The organism is Roseovarius sp. A-2 (genome assembly GCF_002072155.1).
GTDB lineage: Bacteria > Pseudomonadota > Alphaproteobacteria > Rhodobacterales > Rhodobacteraceae > Roseovarius.
In genome coordinates, this window is sequence record NZ_BDIY01000011.1 from 21136 (window position 1) to 39255 (window position 18120).

The 18120-nt window shown below is 64.7% G+C and carries 19 protein-coding genes and 1 tRNA gene; 15 read left to right on the plus strand and 5 right to left on the minus strand.

Annotated elements, in window-relative coordinates; all coding sequences use genetic code 11:
• Positions 1-4: 4 nt before the first annotated feature.
• Together BHD06_RS13295 and BHD06_RS13300 are read right to left on the minus strand one after the other, a co-directional pair.
• Positions 5-754 carry a DsbA family protein gene (locus BHD06_RS13295; protein ID WP_254892413.1) on the minus strand — a complete coding sequence of 250 codons (750 nt, stop codon included), beginning with the start codon at positions 752-754 and terminating at the stop codon, positions 5-7.
• Entirely contained in the window at positions 751-2085 is a 1335-nt protein-coding gene (locus BHD06_RS13300) for a M48 family metalloprotease (protein ID WP_080457472.1), read from the minus strand. Before BHD06_RS13300 ends, BHD06_RS13295 begins: the two co-directional genes overlap by 4 nt.
• A 61-nt stretch (positions 2086-2146) precedes the next feature.
• Between BHD06_RS13300 and BHD06_RS13305 the strand changes: the two genes are divergently transcribed.
• The 8 genes from BHD06_RS13305 to lpxB all read left to right on the plus strand — a co-directional run bounded on the left by BHD06_RS13305 (position 2147) and on the right by lpxB (position 9946).
• Complete coding sequence (locus tag BHD06_RS13305; RefSeq protein WP_080457473.1) at positions 2147-3289, plus strand: pyridoxal phosphate-dependent aminotransferase; 1143 nt, start codon at positions 2147-2149, stop codon at positions 3287-3289.
• Between the two features lie 105 nt (positions 3290-3394).
• Entirely contained in the window at positions 3395-3520 is a 126-nt protein-coding gene (locus BHD06_RS24345) for a hypothetical protein (protein WP_254892414.1), read from the plus strand.
• Positions 3521-3620: 100 nt separating this feature from the next.
• Positions 3621-5924, plus strand: coding sequence for an outer membrane protein assembly factor BamA (bamA, locus tag BHD06_RS13310; protein ID WP_254892415.1), 2304 nt, complete (start codon positions 3621-3623; stop codon positions 5922-5924).
• A gap of 2 nt (positions 5925-5926) precedes the next feature.
• Positions 5927-6541 (plus strand): OmpH family outer membrane protein, encoded by a 615-nt coding sequence (locus BHD06_RS13315; protein ID WP_080457475.1) that lies wholly within the window; start codon positions 5927-5929, stop codon positions 6539-6541.
• A gap of 96 nt (positions 6542-6637) precedes the next feature.
• Positions 6638-7102 carry a 3-hydroxyacyl-ACP dehydratase FabZ gene (gene fabZ, locus BHD06_RS13320; RefSeq protein WP_080457476.1) on the plus strand — a complete coding sequence of 155 codons (465 nt, stop codon included), beginning with the start codon at positions 6638-6640 and terminating at the stop codon, positions 7100-7102.
• 4 nt (positions 7103-7106) lie between these two features.
• Positions 7107-7901, plus strand: coding sequence for an acyl-ACP--UDP-N-acetylglucosamine O-acyltransferase (gene lpxA / locus BHD06_RS13325; RefSeq protein ID WP_080457477.1), 795 nt, complete (start codon positions 7107-7109; stop codon positions 7899-7901).
• 3 nt (positions 7902-7904) lie between these two features.
• Entirely contained in the window at positions 7905-8810 is a 906-nt protein-coding gene (gene lpxI, locus BHD06_RS13330) for a UDP-2,3-diacylglucosamine diphosphatase LpxI domain-containing protein (protein WP_080457478.1), read from the plus strand.
• Positions 8807-9946, plus strand: coding sequence for a lipid-A-disaccharide synthase (gene lpxB / locus BHD06_RS13335; RefSeq protein WP_080457555.1), 1140 nt, complete (start codon positions 8807-8809; stop codon positions 9944-9946). Before lpxI ends, lpxB begins: the two co-directional genes overlap by 4 nt.
• A gap of 4 nt (positions 9947-9950) precedes the next feature.
• Here the strand turns inward: lpxB and BHD06_RS13340 are convergent, their stop codons facing one another.
• On the minus strand, positions 9951-10430 hold the full coding sequence (locus tag BHD06_RS13340; RefSeq protein ID WP_080457479.1) for a DUF2059 domain-containing protein: 480 nt from the start codon (positions 10428-10430) through the stop codon (positions 9951-9953).
• 161 nt (positions 10431-10591) lie between these two features.
• Between BHD06_RS13340 and BHD06_RS13345 the strand changes: the two genes are divergently transcribed.
• Positions 10592-11677 (plus strand): ABC transporter ATP-binding protein, encoded by a 1086-nt coding sequence (locus tag BHD06_RS13345; protein WP_176214357.1) that lies wholly within the window; start codon positions 10592-10594, stop codon positions 11675-11677.
• 547 nt (positions 11678-12224) lie between these two features.
• On the opposite strand, the gene BHD06_RS13355 is transcribed toward BHD06_RS13345, so the two are convergent.
• Positions 12225-12824, minus strand: a complete 600-nt coding sequence (locus tag BHD06_RS13355) for a lysozyme inhibitor LprI family protein (protein ID WP_080457482.1) — start codon at positions 12822-12824, stop codon at positions 12225-12227.
• Between the two features lie 197 nt (positions 12825-13021).
• Positions 13022-13111: transfer RNA gene (locus BHD06_RS13360), tRNA-Ser, on the minus strand.
• 160 nt (positions 13112-13271) lie between these two features.
• Between BHD06_RS13360 and BHD06_RS13365 the strand changes: the two genes are divergently transcribed.
• The 6 genes from BHD06_RS13365 to proB all read left to right on the plus strand — a co-directional run bounded on the left by BHD06_RS13365 (position 13272) and on the right by proB (position 18120).
• Complete coding sequence (locus tag BHD06_RS13365; protein WP_254892420.1) at positions 13272-14084, plus strand: DUF2059 domain-containing protein; 813 nt, start codon at positions 13272-13274, stop codon at positions 14082-14084.
• A 212-nt stretch (positions 14085-14296) separates the two neighbouring features.
• Complete coding sequence (locus BHD06_RS13370; protein ID WP_080457484.1) at positions 14297-14938, plus strand: 50S ribosomal protein L21; 642 nt, start codon at positions 14297-14299, stop codon at positions 14936-14938.
• An 11-nt stretch (positions 14939-14949) separates the two neighbouring features.
• Positions 14950-15219, plus strand: coding sequence for a 50S ribosomal protein L27 (gene rpmA / locus BHD06_RS13375; protein ID WP_080457485.1), 270 nt, complete (start codon positions 14950-14952; stop codon positions 15217-15219).
• Positions 15220-15408: 189 nt separating this feature from the next.
• On the plus strand, positions 15409-15948 hold the full coding sequence (locus BHD06_RS13380) for a GNAT family N-acetyltransferase (RefSeq protein WP_080457486.1): 540 nt from the start codon (positions 15409-15411) through the stop codon (positions 15946-15948).
• Between the two features lie 40 nt (positions 15949-15988).
• Positions 15989-17026 carry a GTPase ObgE gene (gene obgE / locus BHD06_RS13385; protein WP_080457487.1) on the plus strand — a complete coding sequence of 346 codons (1038 nt, stop codon included), beginning with the start codon at positions 15989-15991 and terminating at the stop codon, positions 17024-17026.
• Positions 17014-18120, plus strand: coding sequence for a glutamate 5-kinase (gene proB / locus BHD06_RS13390; protein WP_080457488.1), 1107 nt, complete (start codon positions 17014-17016; stop codon positions 18118-18120). The genes obgE and proB overlap by 13 nt, the downstream gene beginning before the upstream one ends.

Genomic DNA, 18120 nt, shown 5'->3' on the forward strand with positions numbered 1-18120 from the left:
CGCGTTATTGCGTGCGAATGTCGTTGGCGATGTTCTGCATCGCGTCCTGCGGCAGGTAGCCGCGCAGCATCTGGTCGCCCATCACGAAAGACGGCGTGCCGCTGATCTGGAGCCGTTGGCCGAGCGCGTGGTTGGCGGCGATCACCTCGGTCACGGCGTCGCTGTCCATCGCGGCCACGATGGCATTGGCATCGAGCCCGAGCGAATCGGCCAGGCGGGTGAATCCTGTGTCGTTCATCGAGCCGTTATAGGCCATCAGCGCGTCATGCACGGATTTGTAGGCCGCGTCCCCGGCGACCTGCTGTGTGGCGATGGCAAAGCGCGAGGCCTGTACCGACTCCTCGCCCAGAATGGGGAATTCCTTGACGATGAAGCGGATATTGCCGTCTTCTTCGAGCAGGCCCTTGACCTCGTCCACGGCGCGGCGGCAATAGCCGCAGCGGTAATCCATGAATTCGACGAGGGTGATGTCGCCCTCGGGGTTGCCGCCGACCCAGGAATGCCCGTCGTTGAAGATCGTATCGGCATTGGCGCGCACGAGATCGACATCGGCCTGGGCCTGGCCTTGGGCCTGACGCTCTTCGAGCACGGCCACGGCCTCCATGATCACTTCGGGGTTTTCCAGCAGGTAGGCGCGGATTTCGGTGCGCAGTGTCGCCCGCTCGGCCTCGGTCAGGTTGTCGAGATCGAGAGCCTGCGCGGGCAGGGCCAGGGGCAGGCTGAGGGCGGTGGCGGCGATAAGGCGTCTGATCACTGGTTCTTGCTCCGTTTTTCTGCGGCTTTTGCCGCGTGTAGTACATCCTGCGCGCGTTGCCATGCGGCGGAGCCACGCGGCAACAGGCCCGAGGCGCGTTCGGCATGTATCTTAGCATCTTTGAGCCGGCCCGCCATCGCATATCGCTCTGCCGTGAGTACCGAGGCCATGCCGTTATTGCCAAGATGTGCCTCGGCCTGTGCCAGATCGCGCAGCACGCGAAAATCGCGGCCATCGCGGCTGCGGGCGGATTCGAGGAATTGCGCGGCCTTTTGCACCTGCCCGTCGGCCAGCAGCGCGCGCCCGTAAGAGCCGAGAATCAGTGCGTTGCGGGGCGCGAGGTTGGCGGCGCGGGCGTAGGCGGCGACGGCGGGCTTGATCTGACGGCTCTCCATCAGGATCTGGCCGCGCAATTCGTGCAAATAAGGATCGTCGGGGCGGCGGGCGACGGCCCCGTCGATGGCTTTGAGTGCGCGGCGCAGGTCAGCCTGCCGGTGATGGGCGATGGCCTGCCGCATCAGCGTGACGTCCTCATAGCCGTATTCGCCCGCGCGGGTCAGCGTCCATTTGGGCGAGCGCTGAAAGGCCGAAAGCTTGGATTTGGCGCGGGCGAACCAGTATGTCGCCTCCGGGTCGGGTTGCGCCTGCCCCGATTGCGCCTCGGCCAGGGCCTGCACCCGGCGATACCGGTCGCGCGAGAGCGGATGGGTGCGTGCATAAGCATCCTGTCGCGAGAGCGAGAGCGATTCCTGGCCGCGAAACAGATCCATCACCTGCACCGCGCCGTTGAGATCGACCCCGGCGGCGTGCATGAACCGCATGCCGCTGGAATCGGCGGCGTTTTCCTCGGCGCGGGTATGGGCGAAAAAGCTGCGCTGCGCGGCCCCCTGGATGCCAGCCGCCGCGCCCGCCACGAATTCGCCACTGCCCGCCGCCGCCCCGACGGCCGCGGCAAGTGCGGTGCCGAGGGCGGCGGCGGTGCGCGCGCTGCGCGCGTTGAGCGGGCGCCGCATCAGATGGCCATTGGCGATATGCGCGGCCTCATGCGCGATCACCGATTGCAGCATCGCCGGGGTCTGCATGCGCAGCATCAGCCCGGAATGGATGAAGATGCTATCGGCGTCGATGACAAAGGCGTTCATGCTGGGATCGTCGATCACCAGGATATCGACCCGGTCGGGGTTGAGCCCGGCGGCGCGCAGGACAGGGGCGCTGAGCGACCGCAGCGCGTGTTCGATATCGGGGTCGCGCAGCAGGGTGACCGCGCGTGCGGGTGCTACGAGGGTGAGCGTCAGGATCAGCGCCAGGATGAGAAAACGGAAGAGTTGCATTGACCTGCCCTGCCTTTCGACGTGAAGAGGGGGCGTGTGCCCAAGCCTCAGGGAGAATGTAATGCGGAACTCAATCCGGTCCAAGGTCGACGCCTTTATTGTCATGGATGTCATGGAGGCCGCGCGCCGTGCCGAGGCCGGGGGGCGGCATATCGTGCATATGGAGGTGGGCCAGCCCGGCACGCCCGCGCCCAGGGGCGCGCGCGACGCGCTGGCCCGCGCGATGGAGCGCGAGGCGATGGGATATACCGTGGCGCTTGGCCTGCCGGAGTTGCGCGCGCGCATCGCGCGGCTTTACCGGGAGTGGTACGGCGTTGATCTGAACCCCGACCGGGTGGTGATCACGCCGGGCTCGTCCGGGGCGTTCATCCTGGCCTTTACCGCGCTTTTCGATGCCGGTGACCGGGTGGGAATCGGGGCGCCGGGTTATCCCAGCTATCGCCAGATCCTGCGCGCGCTCGATCTGGTGCCGGTGGATATCGAGACGGCGGCGGAAAACCGCCTGCAACCGGTGCCGGGCGATCTGGCGGGGCGGGATCTGCGCGGGCTCATGGTGGCGAGCCCGGCGAATCCGACTGGAACGATGCTGGGGCGCGAGGCGCTCGGGGCGCTGATCGGGGCGGCGCAGGCGGCGGGGGCAAGTTTCATCAGCGACGAGATTTACCACGGAATCGAGTATGAGGCGAAGGCGGTGAGCGCGCTGGAGATCACCGATGACTGCTATGTCATCAACTCTTTTTCCAAGTATTTCTCGATGACCGGCTGGCGGGTTGGGTGGATGGTGGTGCCCGAGAATCACGTGCGCACCGTCGAGCGGCTGGCGCAGAACCTGTTCATCTGTCCGCCACATGCCAGCCAGGTGGCCGCGCTGGCGGCGATGGAGTGCGGCGTGGAGCTGGAGGCGAACATGGCGGTCTACCGCACCAACCGCGCGCTGATGCTGGAGGGGCTGCCGCGCGCCGGGTTCGACCGCATCGCGCCGCCCGATGGCGCGTTCTATGTCTATGCCGATGTCAGCCATCTGACCGATGACAGCCGCGCCTTTGCCGCCGAAATTCTGGAGCGGGCGGGCGTGGCGGTGACGCCGGGGCTGGATTTCGATCCGGCGCGCGGGGCGGGCACGCTGCGGTTTTCCTATGCCCGCGCCACGGCGGATATCGAGGAGGGGCTGGCGCGGCTGGAACGGTTCATGGCCGCGCGGTGATCGGCACCCGTCGCGGCGGGCCACACAATCGTCATGATTTCCTCCTGCAATCGCCGTGATTTCCCGGCAGTCTTCGGGTTGGACTTTGGACCGAGGGGGCATGACATGTCTCAGTTTCGTAACGGATATCGCAGCATCGGTGTGCTGATCGGCGTGAATGCCGATCTGCTGATCTTTGCCGCGACGCTGACCGTCGCGCTTTTCGCCGCAGGTTACCTCGCATCGCTCTGACGCCGGTGGCGCACTCGCGTTTTGACAAGCCCAGACAGACCGGGTAGTGACTTCGATCAATGGGATGTCTGACTGGGTGTGAGCGATGAAAGATTGTGACATGGAGCGACCGCTCCAGGGCTTGGTGAAGCGCGGTCTTTGCGGGGTTTTCACCGTTCTGCTGGCACTGTTCACACTTGTCGCACCCGAGGACGCCGAGGCGCAATCCTACCGTTTCTCGACCGTCGCAATCGAGGGCAACCAGCGCATCGAGGCTGGAACGGTCCTGTCCTATGCCGGGATCGAGCGGGGTGAAACGGTTTCGGCCGGGCAACTCAACGACGCCTATCAGCGCATTCTCGCCTCCGGTCTTTTCGAAGAGGTCGAGGTGGAGCCGCAAGGCAGCCGTCTGGTCATCCGGGTGACCGAATTCCCGACCATCAACCGCATCGCCTTTGAAGGCAACGACAAGATCAAGGACGAGGATCTTTCGGGTTTCATCCAGAGCCAGTCGCGTCAGGTCTTCAGCCCGACGCAGGCCGAACGCGATGCCGAGACCATCGCCGAGGCCTATGCGCAGAACGGCCGGATTTCGGCGCGCGTCAGTCCCAAGGTGATCCGCCGCAGCGACAACCGGATCGATCTGGTGTTCGAGATTTTCGAGGGTCGAAAGATCGAGGTGGATCGCATCGGCTTTGTGGGCAACCGCGCCTTTTCGGACCGCCGTCTGCGGCGCGTGATCGAGAGCAAGCAGACCGGGATTCTGCGCGCGCTGATCGAGCGCGATACCTTTGTCGAGGACCGGATCAATTTCGACCGGCAGGTGCTCACGGATTTCTACAATTCGCGCGGCTACGTGGATTTCCGGGTGACCGGCACCAATGCCGAGCTTGCCCGCGAGCGCGACTCCTATTTCGTGACCTTCAACCTCGAGGAAGGTCAGCAATTCCGCTTTGGCGAGATCACCACGGTCAGCGAACATACAGCGGCCGAGGCGGAACCCTATCACGACACGCTCAAGATCAAGCCTGGCGTTGTCTACTCGCCGACGCTGGTCGAGAATTCCATAGCGCGGATGGAGCGGCTGGCGATCAAGAACGGCGTGGATTTCCTGCGGGTCGAGCCGCGCGTGACGCGCAATGACCGCGACCTGACGCTCGATATCGAGTTCGCTTTGACGCGCGGGCCGCGCGTGTTTGTCGAGCGTATTGACATCGAGGGCAACACCACCACGATCGACCGCGTGATCCGGCGGCAATTCGACATGGCCGAGGGTGATCCGTTCAACCCGCGGGCCATCCGTCAGGCGGCGGACCGCATTCGCGCCCTGCAATTCTTCGAAAGCGTCGAGGTCAACGCGCGCGAGGGCTCGCGGCCCGATCAGGTGGTGATCGAAACCGAGGTGGAGGAAACCACGACCGGGACGGTCTCGCTCGGGCTGAGCTTTTCGACCAACTCCGGGGTCGGTCTGCAATCGGGCTTTTCCGAGCGCAACTTCGTCGGGCGCGGCCAGCGGCTCTCGGCCAGCATCTTCGGCACCACCGAGCGGGTCAATTACAATCTCAGCTTCGTCGAACCCGCGTTCCTCGGGCGCGACGTTGCCTTCGGTCTCGATTTCGCCTTTCAGCAAACCGAATCGGATAACAGCCTGTTTGACACCGATATCGGCACGTTCCGCCCCAGCCTGACCTTCCCGACCGGCGAGAACGGGCGTCTCGCGGTGTTCTACAACGCCCGTTACGAAGACATGTCGGACAATAATAGCTCCTCGACCATCGTTGATTTCGAGGTCGCGCAAGGGGCGCTCATCACCAGTGCGCTCGGGTATGAATACACCTATGACACCCGGCGCACCGGCCTGAACCCGAATGCCGGCGTCCTGCTCAGCTTCGGACAGGAGTTCGCGGGTGTCGGCGGCGATAACGAGTATGTCAAAACGACCGGCCGACTTGTCGGGCAGACCACCGTGTGGAACGAGGAAGTGACCCTGCGCGCGATTGCCGAGGGTGGCGCGATCGACTTCTTCGGCTCGCAGGAAAGCCGGTTCCTGAATCGCTTCGGCAATCAGGTGATCCGCGGTTTTGAACCCAATGGCATGGGGCCGATCGAGGGCAATCAGCATCTCGGCGGCGAGTATTTCGCGGCGCTGAAATTCGAGGCGGAATTCCCGCTCGGCCTGCCCGAGGAATTCGGGGTTACGGGGGGCGTGTTCTACGATGTCGGCTCGATCTGGGGCATCGGCAGCAAGGCCGCGGCCACAGCGCCGCTGCAATCGACCGGGTTCCAGGACCGCCATGTCATAGGCGTGTCGCTGTTCTGGACGTCGCCCTTTGGCCCGATCCGGATGAACTTCTCCGAGGCGCTGAAGAAAGAGCCGAGCGATATCGTGCAGAATTTCAACCTTACCGTCAGTACGGATTTCTGACCATGCGCCGCGCCTTCGCTCTCATCGGGCTCTTGGCGCTTGCCCTCGGATCGCCGGACGCGGCCCCGGCACAGCAGCTTGGCGTAGTCAACAGCGATGTGGTGGTCATCGACAGTGAGCGGCTGTTGACCGAGACCGAATATGGCCAGCGCCTGCAACGCGAGGTGCAGGAGGAACGCGAGCGGCTGATCGCGCATAATGAGCGCGTCGCGGCGCAGCTCGAAGAAGAGGAACAATCGCTGACCGAGATGCGGGGCACGGTTCCGGCTGAGGAGTTTCGCGACATGGCCGATGCCTTCGACGCCAAGGTGACCGAGCTGCGCCGCGAGAGCGAGACCAAGTCGCGCGAACTCGAACGCCGTCGCGAACTGGCGCCGTTGCAATTCATGCGCGTGGTGCAGCCGGTTCTCGCCGATCTGCTGAACGAGGCGGACGCGGTGGCGATGCTGGATAGGCGCGGCGTGTTGCTGCATGCGGATGTGGCGGATGTGACCGATCTTGCGATCAGCCGGATCGACGCGCAGATCGGCGCGGGGCCGGACGCGCTTCCGCAACCGCAAGAGGATGCCGGGGATGCGCGCCCGATGCCGGAGCTTCCCGTGCCTGACGGGAACTGAGCGTGACCCGGACGCGGTTTCGCGCGGCACCACGGGGGCGGCGCGCGGCGTGCACCGGAACGAACAAGCACGAAGAAGAACCAGAAAGGATGTGCCATGACAGAACCGTTGAAGACCGCTGACATTCACCTGATCCAGCGGCTTATTCCGCATCGCTATCCGTTTCTGCTGGTCGACAAGGTGGTGGATATCGACGGCTTTCAGCGCGCGCGCGGCCTCAAGAACGTCACCATGAACGAGCCGCATTTCCAGGGACATTTCCCGGGCAAGCCGATCATGCCCGGCGTGACCATCATCGAGGCGATGGCGCAGACCGCGGCGGTCATGGTGGGCTGCGCGCTTGGCATGGAGGATCGCGAGATGCTGGTCTATTTCATGGCCATCGAGCGCGCCAAGTTCCGTCGCATGGTGGTGCCGGGCGATGTGCTCGAGATGAAGCTCGAGACGTTGCGCGGCAAGCCCGGCGCGAAGGTCTGGAAATTTTCCGGCGTGGCCGAGGTCGCGGGCGAGATGGCCGCCGAGGTCGAATTCACCGCGATGATGGATCTGCCGGGGGCATAGCGCGATGTCCGGGCCGCAGATCCATCCCTCGGCGGTCGTGGAAGACGGCGCGCGGTTCGGGTCGGGCTGCCGGGTTGGCCCGTTCTGCCATATCGGCCCGGAAGTGCAGCTCGGGGATCGGGTGGTGCTCAGGTCGCATGTCGTGGTCACCGGCGACACGCAGGTGGGCGAGGACACGGTGATCTTTCCCTTCGCCTGTATCGGCGAGGTGCCGCAGGATCTCAAATACTCTGATGAAAAGACGGCGCTGCGGATTGGCGCGCGCAACCGTATCCGCGAACATGTCACCATGAACACCGGCACGGCGGGCGGTGGCGGCGTCACCTGGGTGGGTGATGACGGACTGTTCATGGCGGGCTGTCACGTGGCGCATGACGCGCGGATCGGCGACCGGGTGATCATGGTCAACGGTGCCGCCCTCGCCGGGCATTGCCGTGTCGAGGATGACGTGATCATCGGCGGCCTTGTGGGGGTGCATCAGTTCGTGCGGATCGGGCGCGGGGCGATCATCGGCGCGCTGAGCATGGTTACCCATGATGTGATCCCTTATGCGCTCGTGCAGGGGCCGCGCGGCCATCTGGAGGGGCTGAACCTTGTCGGGTTGAAGCGGCGCGGCGTGGGGCGCGCCGATATCACCGCCCTGCGCGCCGCCTTTCAGATGCTGGCGCAGGGCGAAGGCACCTTTCAGAATCGCGCCCAGCGTCTGAGCGACGAGGCTGACAGCCCGTATGTGCGCCATATCGTCGAGTTCGTGACGCCGCATTCCGACCGCTCCTATCTGACGCCGGGGCAGGGCTAGGCCATGGCGCTCGCGCTCATTGCCGGGTCGGGCGGGGTGCCGCCGCATCTGGTCAGATGCCTTCTGGCGCGGGGCGAGGTGCCGCTGATCTGCGAGGTGGCGCAGTTTCCCTCGGAGGTAACCGTCGATCTGCCCCGCCTCGGCTTTCGGCTGGAGGGGTTAGGCAGTTTTCTGGCGGAGTTGCAGGCGCGCGGCATCACCCGGCTTTGCATGGCCGGAGCGATGCGCCGCCCGGCGGTCGATTCGTCCCTGATCGACGCCGCCACGATGCCCTACATCCCGCACCTGCAAGGCGCGATGGCCAAGGGCGATGACGGTCTCCTGCGCGAGATCATCGCGATTTTCGAGGCGGCGGGGATCGCGGTGATCGGGGCTGCCGAGATAGCGCCGGATTTGCTGCCGGGGCCGGGGCTGCGGGTCGGGGTCTTGCCCGAGGGCATCGAGGCCGATCTCGCGGCGGCAGTCGCCGCGCTCGACCGGATGGGGCGGGATGACCTTGGGCAGGCGGTGGTGGTGCGCGGGGGCCACGTGGTCGCCCAAGAAGATGCGCGCGGCACCGACGCGATGCTGACGGATCTGGCAGGAGGTGGGGAGAATGGCGGCGGCCGGAGCCTCGACCCGGCCGACATCGCCGGTCAGATGATCGGCGGGGCGGCGGATCGGCTGAGCGGGCAGGACGGCGCGCGCGAGGCGTGTGGTCTGCTCTACAAGGCGCCGAAGCCGGGGCAGGATCTGCGCGCCGACATGCCGGTGGTCGGGCCCGAGACGGCGCGCGGCGTGGTCAGGGCAGGGCTGGATGGCATCGTGATCGAGGCGGGTGGCGTGATGCTGCTTCACCCCGACGAGATACGCGGCATACTGGCCGATGCAGGGCGTTTCCTGTGGGTGCGTCCCGGGGGGGCGGGGTGAAGGTCTTTGTGGTCGCGGGCGAGGCGTCGGGCGACCGGCTGGGGGCCGCGCTCATGGCCGGGCTGCGATCGCTGAGAGAGGTGGAGTTTCACGGCATCGGCGGCGCGCAGATGCAGGCGCAGGGACTCGATAGCCTCTTTCCGATGGAGGATCTGAGCGTCATGGGGCTGGCCGAGATCGTGCCGCGCTATTCGCATCTGCGGCAGCGGCTGGGTCAGACCGTGCAGGCGGTGCTAGAGGACGATCCCGATCTCCTGATCACCATCGACAGCCCCGATTTCTGCCTGCGCGTGGCGCGCCGGGTCAAGGCGCGGCGCAATATCCGCACGGTGCATTACGTGGCCCCCTCGGTCTGGGCCTGGCGCGCGGGGCGGGCGGCGAAAATGGCGCAGGTGATCGACCATGTGCTCGCCTTGCTGCCGTTCGAGCCGCCGCTGATGGAAGCGGCGGGCATGGCCTGCGATTTCGTGGGGCATCCGGTGGTGGCGGAGCCGCAGCCCACGGCGCAGGAGGTGGCGGGGTTTCGCGCGCGCCATGGGCTGAGCGATCAGCCGCTTTTGATGGTGCTGCCCGGCTCGCGCCGGGGCGAGGTGACGCGGCTCGCCCCGGTCTTTGGTGAGGCGATGGCTCAGGTCGCCAAGGCGCGGCCCGGGATGCGGCTGGTGCTGCCGACCACGGCGCAGATGGCCCCGCTGGTGCGTGAGGCGGTGGCGGGCTGGGCGGTTGCGCCGCTGATCCTCGCCCCTGACAGCCCTGATTTCGCAAAGGAAAAAGCCTGCGCCTTTTGCGCCGCCGATTGGGCGCTTGCGGCCTCGGGCACGGTGTCTCTGGAACTGGCCGCCTCCGACACGCCGATGGTGATTGCCTATGACATGACCTGGCTGAGCCGGGTGATTCTGTCGCGGATGCTGCGGGTCGACACGGTGACGCTGGTCAATCTGGTGAGCGAGACGCGCGCGGTGCCCGAATTCATCGGGCGTGCGTGCCGGGCGGAGCGGATCGCGCCCGCGCTGTTGGCGCTGATGCAGAACCCCGGCACGCAGCGCGCGGCAATGCGGCTGACGATGGAGCGTCTTGGCCGGGGCGGCGAGGCCCCGGGCCTGCGCGCGGCGCGCGCGGTGCTGGCCCGGCTCTGAGCGCCTATTCGGTCTCGCCGGTGGTGATTTCGCGGATTTTCGGCATCATCACCGGCATCTTTGCTTGCAGCACGCGGGAGATCATCGGCTGCTGGATCTGCGCGAGTCGCGGCATCTTTTCCATTACCGCGTGCCCGTGTTCGGAATTGTAGAAATCACGCAGCGCCTCGAGTTCTTGCAATGTCAGCAGGTCGGCGAGGATTTCGTCCTGGTCATGCATCACCTCGGTCAGCGGCTCGGTCAGTTCCTCGGAAAACAGCGTCTCGATGCGTGCGATCTGGTCGGGCGTGAGATGCTGGCGGTTCTGGGCCATCTGATCGACCATCGGCTGCCAGATCTGGCGGATAAAGTCCTGCATGTCCATGCCCTCCATGGTCGCCGCGACATACTCTTTGGCCACGGCGAGGCGGGCGTCGCGGTCGCTTTGGGCATGGGCGGGCAGGGCGAGGCAGAGGGCAAGGACAAGGCCGGTGAAAACGCGCATGGGGGCAGAACTCCGCTAAATGAAATCGCGCGCAGCGAACCAGCTATCGCGCCTGCTGTCAACGGGCCGCAGGCTGTGGCGCTTGCATGGGGGCGGCGGGGTTGCTATCAGCGGGCGAAAAGCCCGATCAAATCGCTCGGAAAGACACGGAAGAGGCCCCGGTGCAGACCCCGATTCCCCGGCTTGAAATCAGGAACCTCACGCGCCGGTATGACGGGCGCGTCGTGGTCGAGGACGTGTCATTGCGCGTTATGCCAGGGCATGTGACCTGTCTGCTGGGCCCGTCGGGCTGTGGCAAGTCGACGACGCTGCGGATGGTCGCGGGGGTCGAGATGCAGGACGAGGGCGAAATTCATGTCGATGGCAAGCTGATCTGCGACACGGTGTTTCGCGTCCCCCCCGAGCGGCGGCATATCGGGCTGATGTTCCAGGACTTCGCGCTGTTCCCGCATCTGAGCGTGGCGCAGAATGTGGGGTTTGGCCTGTCGGGGGACAAGGTGGCCAATGCCGCGCGGATCGCGGAGCTGCTCGACCGGGTGGGGCTGTCGCAATATCACCGCGCCTATCCGCACGAGCTGTCGGGCGGCGAGCAGCAGCGCGTGGCGCTGGCGCGCGCGCTCGCGCCGCGCCCGCGCATCATGCTGATGGACGAGCCGTTTTCCGGTCTAGACAACCGCTTGCGCGACGGTATCCGCGACGAGACGCTGGATATCCTGCGCGAGGAGGATACCGCCGTGCTGCTGGTCACGCATGAGCCCGAAGAGGCGATGCGTATGGCCGATGAGATCGCGCTGATGCGCGACGGGCGGATCGTGCAGCAGGGCGCGCCCTATAATGTCTACAATGCCCCGGTGGATCGCAACGCGATGGCGTTCTTCTCGGAGATCAACGTGATCCGGGGCACGGTGCAGGGCGCGCTGACCGAGACGCCGTTCGGTCATTTCCTGGCCCCCGGCGTGCCGGACGGGCAGGAGGTCGAGATCGTGATCCGCCCGCAGCATATCAAGATCGACTTTGACCGGCACGGGCGCGGCCCCAACCCCACGCCGCAGGACGGCGCGCCCGCGCGCGGCGTGGTCGAGCGCGCGCGCTTTATCGGCTCAGAGAGCCTGGTGGAATTTCGCATGGATCACGACGGCTCGCTCCTCAAGGCGACGGTGCCCAACGTGTTCCTGCCCAAGCCGGGCAAACCGCTCTGGCTGATGATCCGGCGGGACCGGTGCTTTGTTTTTCCCAGGACGGGATGAGGGACACGCGGTCGGGTTCTCGGCGTCTTGTCGGGCCCTTGGGTGGCGCGCCCATCTTGGGGATGCTTACGATCGCCTCGACGAGGAACGCCGGAAACCGATCGACCCGATGCGCGAGATGCAGGCGGAGAACAGGCCATAGCCTGATGCTTCAGCGAAGCGGCGCTTTGAACTTTTCACGGAAGGGTTCGCGGTTTAGGAGAATGGCCCAGAGCAAATTCATGCGCCATCTTGCGAGCGTGGTGACGGCTTGGTGGCACCGCAGGCGCGAGCCAAGCTAGACGAACGCGCCGCGCATGTTGTTTGGCTGTCAGGGGCCGCGATTTCCGACCCGCTGCGGGGCTTCCCGGCCTGTCATGTGGTTCGGGTCGCCGAAGGGCAGACCTTGCGCCAAGCGGCTGTTGCTGCGGGCGTTGACCCCGAAGCCGACCGCTTGATTGTGGGCATCCCCGCAGCCTTTTTCTAACGATCTTCCTTGGGCCACTTGGAAGCCAACTGACCCCGGTTGCTGCGAAGCGACTGGTTTTTTTATTCGCAGGATTGAAATTTAGTCGCCGTAGCGTTCCTGCATTTCTTGGAACATACGATTAAGTTCGCCTGTTCGGCTAATTGTAACCGATTCCAGTTCGCTTGCATACACAAGCGGGGCCATTGATCCGCCTTCGAACTCTGCTGCGGCAAATTCCGCTTGCGACTTCGCATAGGCTTCCCAGTTTTCTTGTGCTTCGTCTAAGTTTGAAATTTGGCGCGGTTCCAGCCATCCCGACCGCTTCAAAGCTACTATGGCGCGTTCCATCTGTTGTTGAGCCACATTAGCGCGGCGGCCTGCTTCCATGTTCATTTCGGGTTGGGTCATGTAAGTGCTGTCAATGACTTCGATAGCATTTTCGACGAAAGCTTCCTGCTGGCTAGTAAGAATGGTCAAGAATTGTGCAGCGTCGTCACGGGCATGTTTCGCTATGTTGGGGTCTTTTCCAAGCGATTTCAGTTTGTCCATAATTTCTAAGGTCAGAATGTTTTCTTCAACGTTGGCCTTTCTGCGAGCGGCGGGGATGAACTTGTTTATCCATTCCGTGCTGGCAGGCATGAAGACGGAACGAAACAGGTCTGCGAAAAACCCAAGGACGAAGCCGACTAACCATTCCATAAGTGTTCCTCACAATCATTTCGGGAAACTTACGGGAAGTCATTGCGGCGCACAATCCGTGCCTAGCGCCAATCGTTCGGACACAATTTCGTGTCGGAATAGTTGTGGGCACCATAAAACCATCGGGTGAAAACTGTCACTAGATCGGCAATAGAAATCCCCGATGGGGAAATTATTCAATGATTTCAATGGTGTTGTGGCGGAGAGACAGGGATTCGAACCCTGGGACCCCGTGAAGGGTCAACGGTTTTCGAGACCGCCCCGTTCGACCACTCCGGCACCTCTCCGCGGGGGTCTGGAGGTGGCGTGTAATCGCCTTTGACAGGAGGGGCAAGGGGGATTTGCATTGTTTGGCGTGGGAATTTGCCTAGGTTGGCGGCGATGACTGCGAGAAAGGATTACCAGATGTCGCGCCCCCACCTTGCTCCACGACCGCTCTTGCGTGCCATGATGCTCTTTGCGGCATTCATCGCAGCGGTGATCAGCGCCGCCACCATACCCGCGCGGGCCGCCGACCGGGACCGGCTGGAGGCTTACCTGGACGTCACCGGCTTTGGCGTGGCGCTCGATTCCATCGCATTGGCCGCCGCCGACGCGCCCGCGATGCTGGGCCTCGAGGCCAGCGATTTCGGATATGAGTGGGAGCGCGTGGCCACAGAGGTGTTTGACACCGACCAGATGCGCGAGACGGCGCTCGACATGCTGAGCGAGACGCTGAGCGACGAGATGCTGAGCCATGCCGCCGAATTCTATGCCTCGGATCTGGGGCAGCGGCTGGTGGCGGTCGAGAATGCCTCGCACATGCGCGAGGACGACGATGCCAAACGCGCCGAGGGGCTGGAGTTGCTGGCCGAGATGCCGGAGGCGCGGCGCGAGGTTCTGCGCGACATGAACGCCGCCGTGGACAGCGCCGGAACGGGGGTGCGCGCGGTGCAGGAAATCCAGGTGCGGTTCCTCTTGGCCGCGTCCTATGCCGGCGTGCTCGCTTACGATCTCGACGAACAGGCGCTGCGCGCGCTGATGGCCGAGGGCGAGACGGAGTTGCGGGCACAGATCGAGGCCTCGGCACTGGCCAATGCGGCGGCCACCTATGCGAACCTTTCGACCGAGGGTCTGCAGGCCTATGTAGAGGCGCTGGAGGATCCCGTGATGGCGCGGGTCTACGAGTTGATGAATGCCGTTCAATACGAGATCATGGCCAACCGGTTCGAGGCGTTGGCCGCTCGGATGGCCGAGTTGCAGCCCGCGCAGGAATTGTGAGGGCGCGCGCGACCCGAGATTACATGGCTTTGCCCTGACCGGGTCTTGACTTTGTGGCCCCACTGTCGCATACGCCCGCAACCCGGCGGGATGATCTTGCCGGGTTCGTTGTTCATGACACCCTTGACGGGTGCGCCGTTCGAGGTGGCCACGGGGCCGGAAACACCTGCCAGGGCAGGGACCACAGAGCGCGGAAGAAAAAGGAAGAGCCCATGTTTGCGGTCCTTAAGACCGGTGGCAAGCAGTACAAGGTGCAGTCGGGTGACATGCTCCGTGTTGAAAAGCTTGCAGCGGATGCCGGTGAGACAATTCAATTCAACGATGTGCTGATGCTGGGCGGTGATACGCCGGTGATCGGTGCACCCTTCGTCGAGGGAGCCGCCGTTCAGGCCGAGGTCGTCGATCAGGTCAAGGGTGACAAGGTCATCCACTTCGTCAAGCGCCGCCGCAAGCACGGCTCGCAGCGGACCAAGGGCCACCGTCAGCAGCTGACTCTGCTGCGCGTGACCGAGATCCTCGCCAAGGGTGCGGACACCTCCGGCGTCAAGGCTGCTATCGGTGCGGGGTCCGTCGGGGCCGCGGCCGCAACCGAGGCGAAGGCGCCTGCCAAGAAAGCAGCGCCCAAGAAGGCGGAGGCCCCCAAGGCCGCTGCCGGTGCAGATAACCTCAAGCAACTGTCGGGCGTCGGCCCCGCGCTTGAGAAAAAGCTGCACGAGGCCGGTGTCACGTCCTTTGCCCAGATCGCGGCATGGACGGAGGCCGATGTTGCTGATATGGACGAAAAACTGTCGTTCAAGGGCCGGATCGAGCGGGAAGGCTGGATCGCGCAGGCCCAAGATCTGACCAAAGGCTAAGGAGAGACCAAATGGCACATAAAAAAGCAGGCGGTTCATCCCGTAACGGTCGCGACTCTGCCGGTCGCCGCCTTGGCGTCAAGAAATACGGCGGCGAGGCCGTGATCCCCGGCAACATCATCGCGCGTCAGCGCGGCAACAAGTTCTGGCCCGGTGCGGGCGTGGGGCAGGGCAAGGATCACACCATCTTTGCCACCGCCGAGGGGGCCGTGAAGTTCCACAAGGGCCTCAAGGGCCGCACCTTCATTTCGGTTCTGCCAGTGGCGGAGGCCGCCGAATAAGCCGTCCTTGACAGGTCAATGACATGAGGGGATCGGCGACGCTGCCGGTCCCCTTTTCATTTTCAGGCCGGGGCGCGGTCAAACCTGCGTCACATTGCGGTGCGAAGAGGCGCGCGCCATCTTGTGAGGCGGACGCGTGCCCCCATCTGGATGAGACACGCGACGTGCCCGGAGCATGAGGAGGAGCGCATGAAACTGGAACATATCGTCAATCAGCCGGTGATCGAGGCCGAACGGTTCGATCTGCGGCCCTTGCGGGTGTCGGATGCGGGGCTGATCTCGCATAATACGGGCGACGCGCGGGTCGCGCGGGCCACGTCGTCGATTCCGCACCCCTTGCCGCCGGGCAGCACCGAGGCGTTGATCGCACGTGCGCAATCCGAGGATCGGGCCGAAGATATCTGGGCCATCGACGGCACCAAGTCGGGCCGCGCCGAGGTGATGGGGCTGCTCAGCCTGACCCGCGTCGATGTGGGCCGGTCGGAAATTGGCTATTGGGTGGCACCTGCCTATTGGAATACCGGCGTCGCCTCGGCGGCGGTGGAGGCAGTGCTGGCCGCCAATCCGCACGAGGCGCAGGCGATTTTCGCCAGCGTGTTCCAGGACAATGCCGCGTCGGCCCGGGTCTTGACCAATTGCGGCTTTCGGTATCTTGGGGATGCCGAGAGCTATTCGGTGGCGCGTGGTGCCAATGTGCCCACCTGGACCTATAGCAAGAAGATGACATAAGGCACGCGCCCGGCGCGCGGCCTTTGCGTAAGGACGACACATGAAATTTCTCGATCTCGCAAAGGTCTATATCCGCTCGGGTTCGGGCGGTGCGGGCTGCGTCAGCTTTCGCCGTGAGAAGTACATCGAATTCGGCGGCCCCGATGGCGGCGATGGCGGGCATGGCGGTTCGGTCTGGGCCGAGGCGGTGGACGGGCTCAACACGCTGATCGATTTTCGCTATCAGCAGCATTTCTTTGCCCAGAACGGTCAGCACGGCATGGGCCGTCAGCGCACCGGCTTTACCGGCGAGGATATCGTGCTGCGCGTGCCGGTGGGCACCGAGATCCTCGACGAGGACGAAGAGACGGTGATTGCCGACATGACCGAGGTTGGACAAAAGGTGCAACTGGCCAGGGGCGGCAATGGCGGCTGGGGCAATGTGCGGTTCAAGACCTCGACCAACCAGGCCCCGCGCCGCGCCAACCCGGGGCAGGAGGGGGTCGAGCGCACGATCTGGCTGCGATTGAAGCTGATTGCCGATGTCGGGCTGCTGGGGCTGCCCAATGCCGGGAAATCGACCTTTCTGGCCACCACCTCCAATGCTCGGCCCAAGATCGCCGATTACCCGTTCACCACGCTGCACCCCAATCTGGGTGTTGTCGGCGTGGATAATGTGGAATTCGTGGTGGCCGATATTCCGGGGTTGATCGACGGCGCGTCCGAAGGGCGGGGGCTGGGTGATCTTTTCCTTGGCCATGTCGAGCGTTGCGCGGTGCTCTTGCATCTGGTGGATGGCAGTTCGGGCGATCTGGTGCGCGATTACCAGACCATCATCACCGAGTTGGAGGCTTATGGCGAGGGGCTGGCGCACAAGCCGCGCCTGACCGTGCTCAACAAGATCGATACGCTGGATGAAGAGGAACGCGCGTTTCTGAAGGATGAGTTGGAGGCGGCCTGTGGCACGCCGGTGATGTTGATGTCGGGTGTTTCGGGCGAGGGGGTGACCGAGGTGCTGCGCGCGCTGCGTGAGCGGATTGACGCGAACCGCCTGCGCCACAGACCGGTAGAGGATGACGACGCGCCGTGGCAACCGTAAGAGACGCGAAACGGCTGGTGATCAAGATCGGCTCGGCGCTGTTGGTGGACCGGGCGAGCGGCGCGTTGCGGGGTGACTGGCTGGCGTCATTGGCCGAGGATGTGGCGCGGCTGCGGGCACGGGGGATGGATGTGATTCTTGTGTCCTCAGGCTCTATCGCGCTCGGGCGGGGGGTGCTGGGGCTGCCTGCGACGGTTCTGAGCCTCGAACAGAGTCAGGCCGCCGCCGCCGTGGGGCAAATTCGCCTTGCCGGGGCCTATGACGCGGCGCTTGCCCGTCACGGGCTGACTTCGGCGCAGGTGCTGGTCACGCTGGAGGACAGCGCCGACCGACGCCGCTATCTCAATTCCCGCGCCACGCTGGAGCAGTTGTTGCGCCTTGGGGCGGTGCCCATTGTCAACGAGAACGACACCGTCGCCACGGACGAGATCCGCTATGGCGACAATGACCGGATGGCGGCACAGGTGGCGGTGACGGCGGGGGCCGATCAGTTGATCCTGCTGTCGGATGTGGACGGGTTCTATTCCGCCAACCCGATGCAGGACCCGACCGCGCGCCGTTTCGACGTCATCGAGACGATCACACCCGAGATCGAGGCGATGGCGGGCGATGCCGGATCGGGGCTGAGCAAGGGCGGGATGAAGACCAAGCTGATGGCCGCCAAGACCGCCGCGGCGGGCGGCTGCGACATGGCGATCACCCATGGCGGCGTGCTGCACCCGGTGCGCGCGCTGGAAGAGGGGGCAGCGGCGACGTGGTTCCTGGCCCAGGGCGACCCGCAGCAAAAGCGCAAGGCCTGGATCGCCGCGATGAAGCCCAAGGGGCGGATCACCGTTGACGCAGGTGCTGCGGGCGCGCTGGCCAAGGGCAGCAGCCTGTTGCCCGCCGGGGTGGTGCAGGTGTCGGGCCGTTTCGGTCGGGGCGATCCGGTCGAGGTGGCCGATGAGGCGGGGCGCGTGCTGGGGCAGGGCCTCACGCGCTATGACGCGGGCGATGCCGACCGGATCAAGCATCTGCGCTCGGACCAGATCGAGGCCGTGCTGGGCTATCCGGCGCGCGGGCCTTTGATCCACCGCGACGATATGGCAATCTGA

What these genes read in the sequence shown, in the direction of transcription:
- BHD06_RS13300 (WP_080457472.1), bottom strand. Translation starts at nt 2,085, where the DNA reads ATGCAACTCTTCCGTTTTCTCATCCTGGCGCTGATCCTGACGCTCACC.
- BHD06_RS13305 (WP_080457473.1), top strand. Translation starts at nt 2,147, where the DNA reads ATGCGGAACTCAATCCGGTCCAAGGTCGACGCCTTTATTGTCATGGAT.
- BHD06_RS24345 (WP_254892414.1), top strand. Translation starts at nt 3,395, where the DNA reads ATGTCTCAGTTTCGTAACGGATATCGCAGCATCGGTGTGCTGATCGGC.
- bamA (WP_254892415.1), top strand. Translation starts at nt 3,621, where the DNA reads ATGGAGCGACCGCTCCAGGGCTTGGTGAAGCGCGGTCTTTGCGGGGTT.
- BHD06_RS13315 (WP_080457475.1), top strand. Translation starts at nt 5,927, where the DNA reads ATGCGCCGCGCCTTCGCTCTCATCGGGCTCTTGGCGCTTGCCCTCGGA.
- fabZ (WP_080457476.1), top strand. Translation starts at nt 6,638, where the DNA reads ATGACAGAACCGTTGAAGACCGCTGACATTCACCTGATCCAGCGGCTT.
- lpxA (WP_080457477.1), top strand. Translation starts at nt 7,107, where the DNA reads ATGTCCGGGCCGCAGATCCATCCCTCGGCGGTCGTGGAAGACGGCGCG.
- lpxI (WP_080457478.1), top strand. Translation starts at nt 7,905, where the DNA reads ATGGCGCTCGCGCTCATTGCCGGGTCGGGCGGGGTGCCGCCGCATCTG.
- BHD06_RS13340 (WP_080457479.1), bottom strand. Translation starts at nt 10,430, where the DNA reads ATGCGCGTTTTCACCGGCCTTGTCCTTGCCCTCTGCCTCGCCCTGCCC.
- BHD06_RS13355 (WP_080457482.1), bottom strand. Translation starts at nt 12,824, where the DNA reads ATGGAATGGTTAGTCGGCTTCGTCCTTGGGTTTTTCGCAGACCTGTTT.
- BHD06_RS13365 (WP_254892420.1), top strand. Translation starts at nt 13,272, where the DNA reads ATGATGCTCTTTGCGGCATTCATCGCAGCGGTGATCAGCGCCGCCACC.
- BHD06_RS13370 (WP_080457484.1), top strand. Translation starts at nt 14,297, where the DNA reads ATGTTTGCGGTCCTTAAGACCGGTGGCAAGCAGTACAAGGTGCAGTCG.
- rpmA (WP_080457485.1), top strand. Translation starts at nt 14,950, where the DNA reads ATGGCACATAAAAAAGCAGGCGGTTCATCCCGTAACGGTCGCGACTCT.
- BHD06_RS13380 (WP_080457486.1), top strand. Translation starts at nt 15,409, where the DNA reads ATGAAACTGGAACATATCGTCAATCAGCCGGTGATCGAGGCCGAACGG.
- obgE (WP_080457487.1), top strand. Translation starts at nt 15,989, where the DNA reads ATGAAATTTCTCGATCTCGCAAAGGTCTATATCCGCTCGGGTTCGGGC.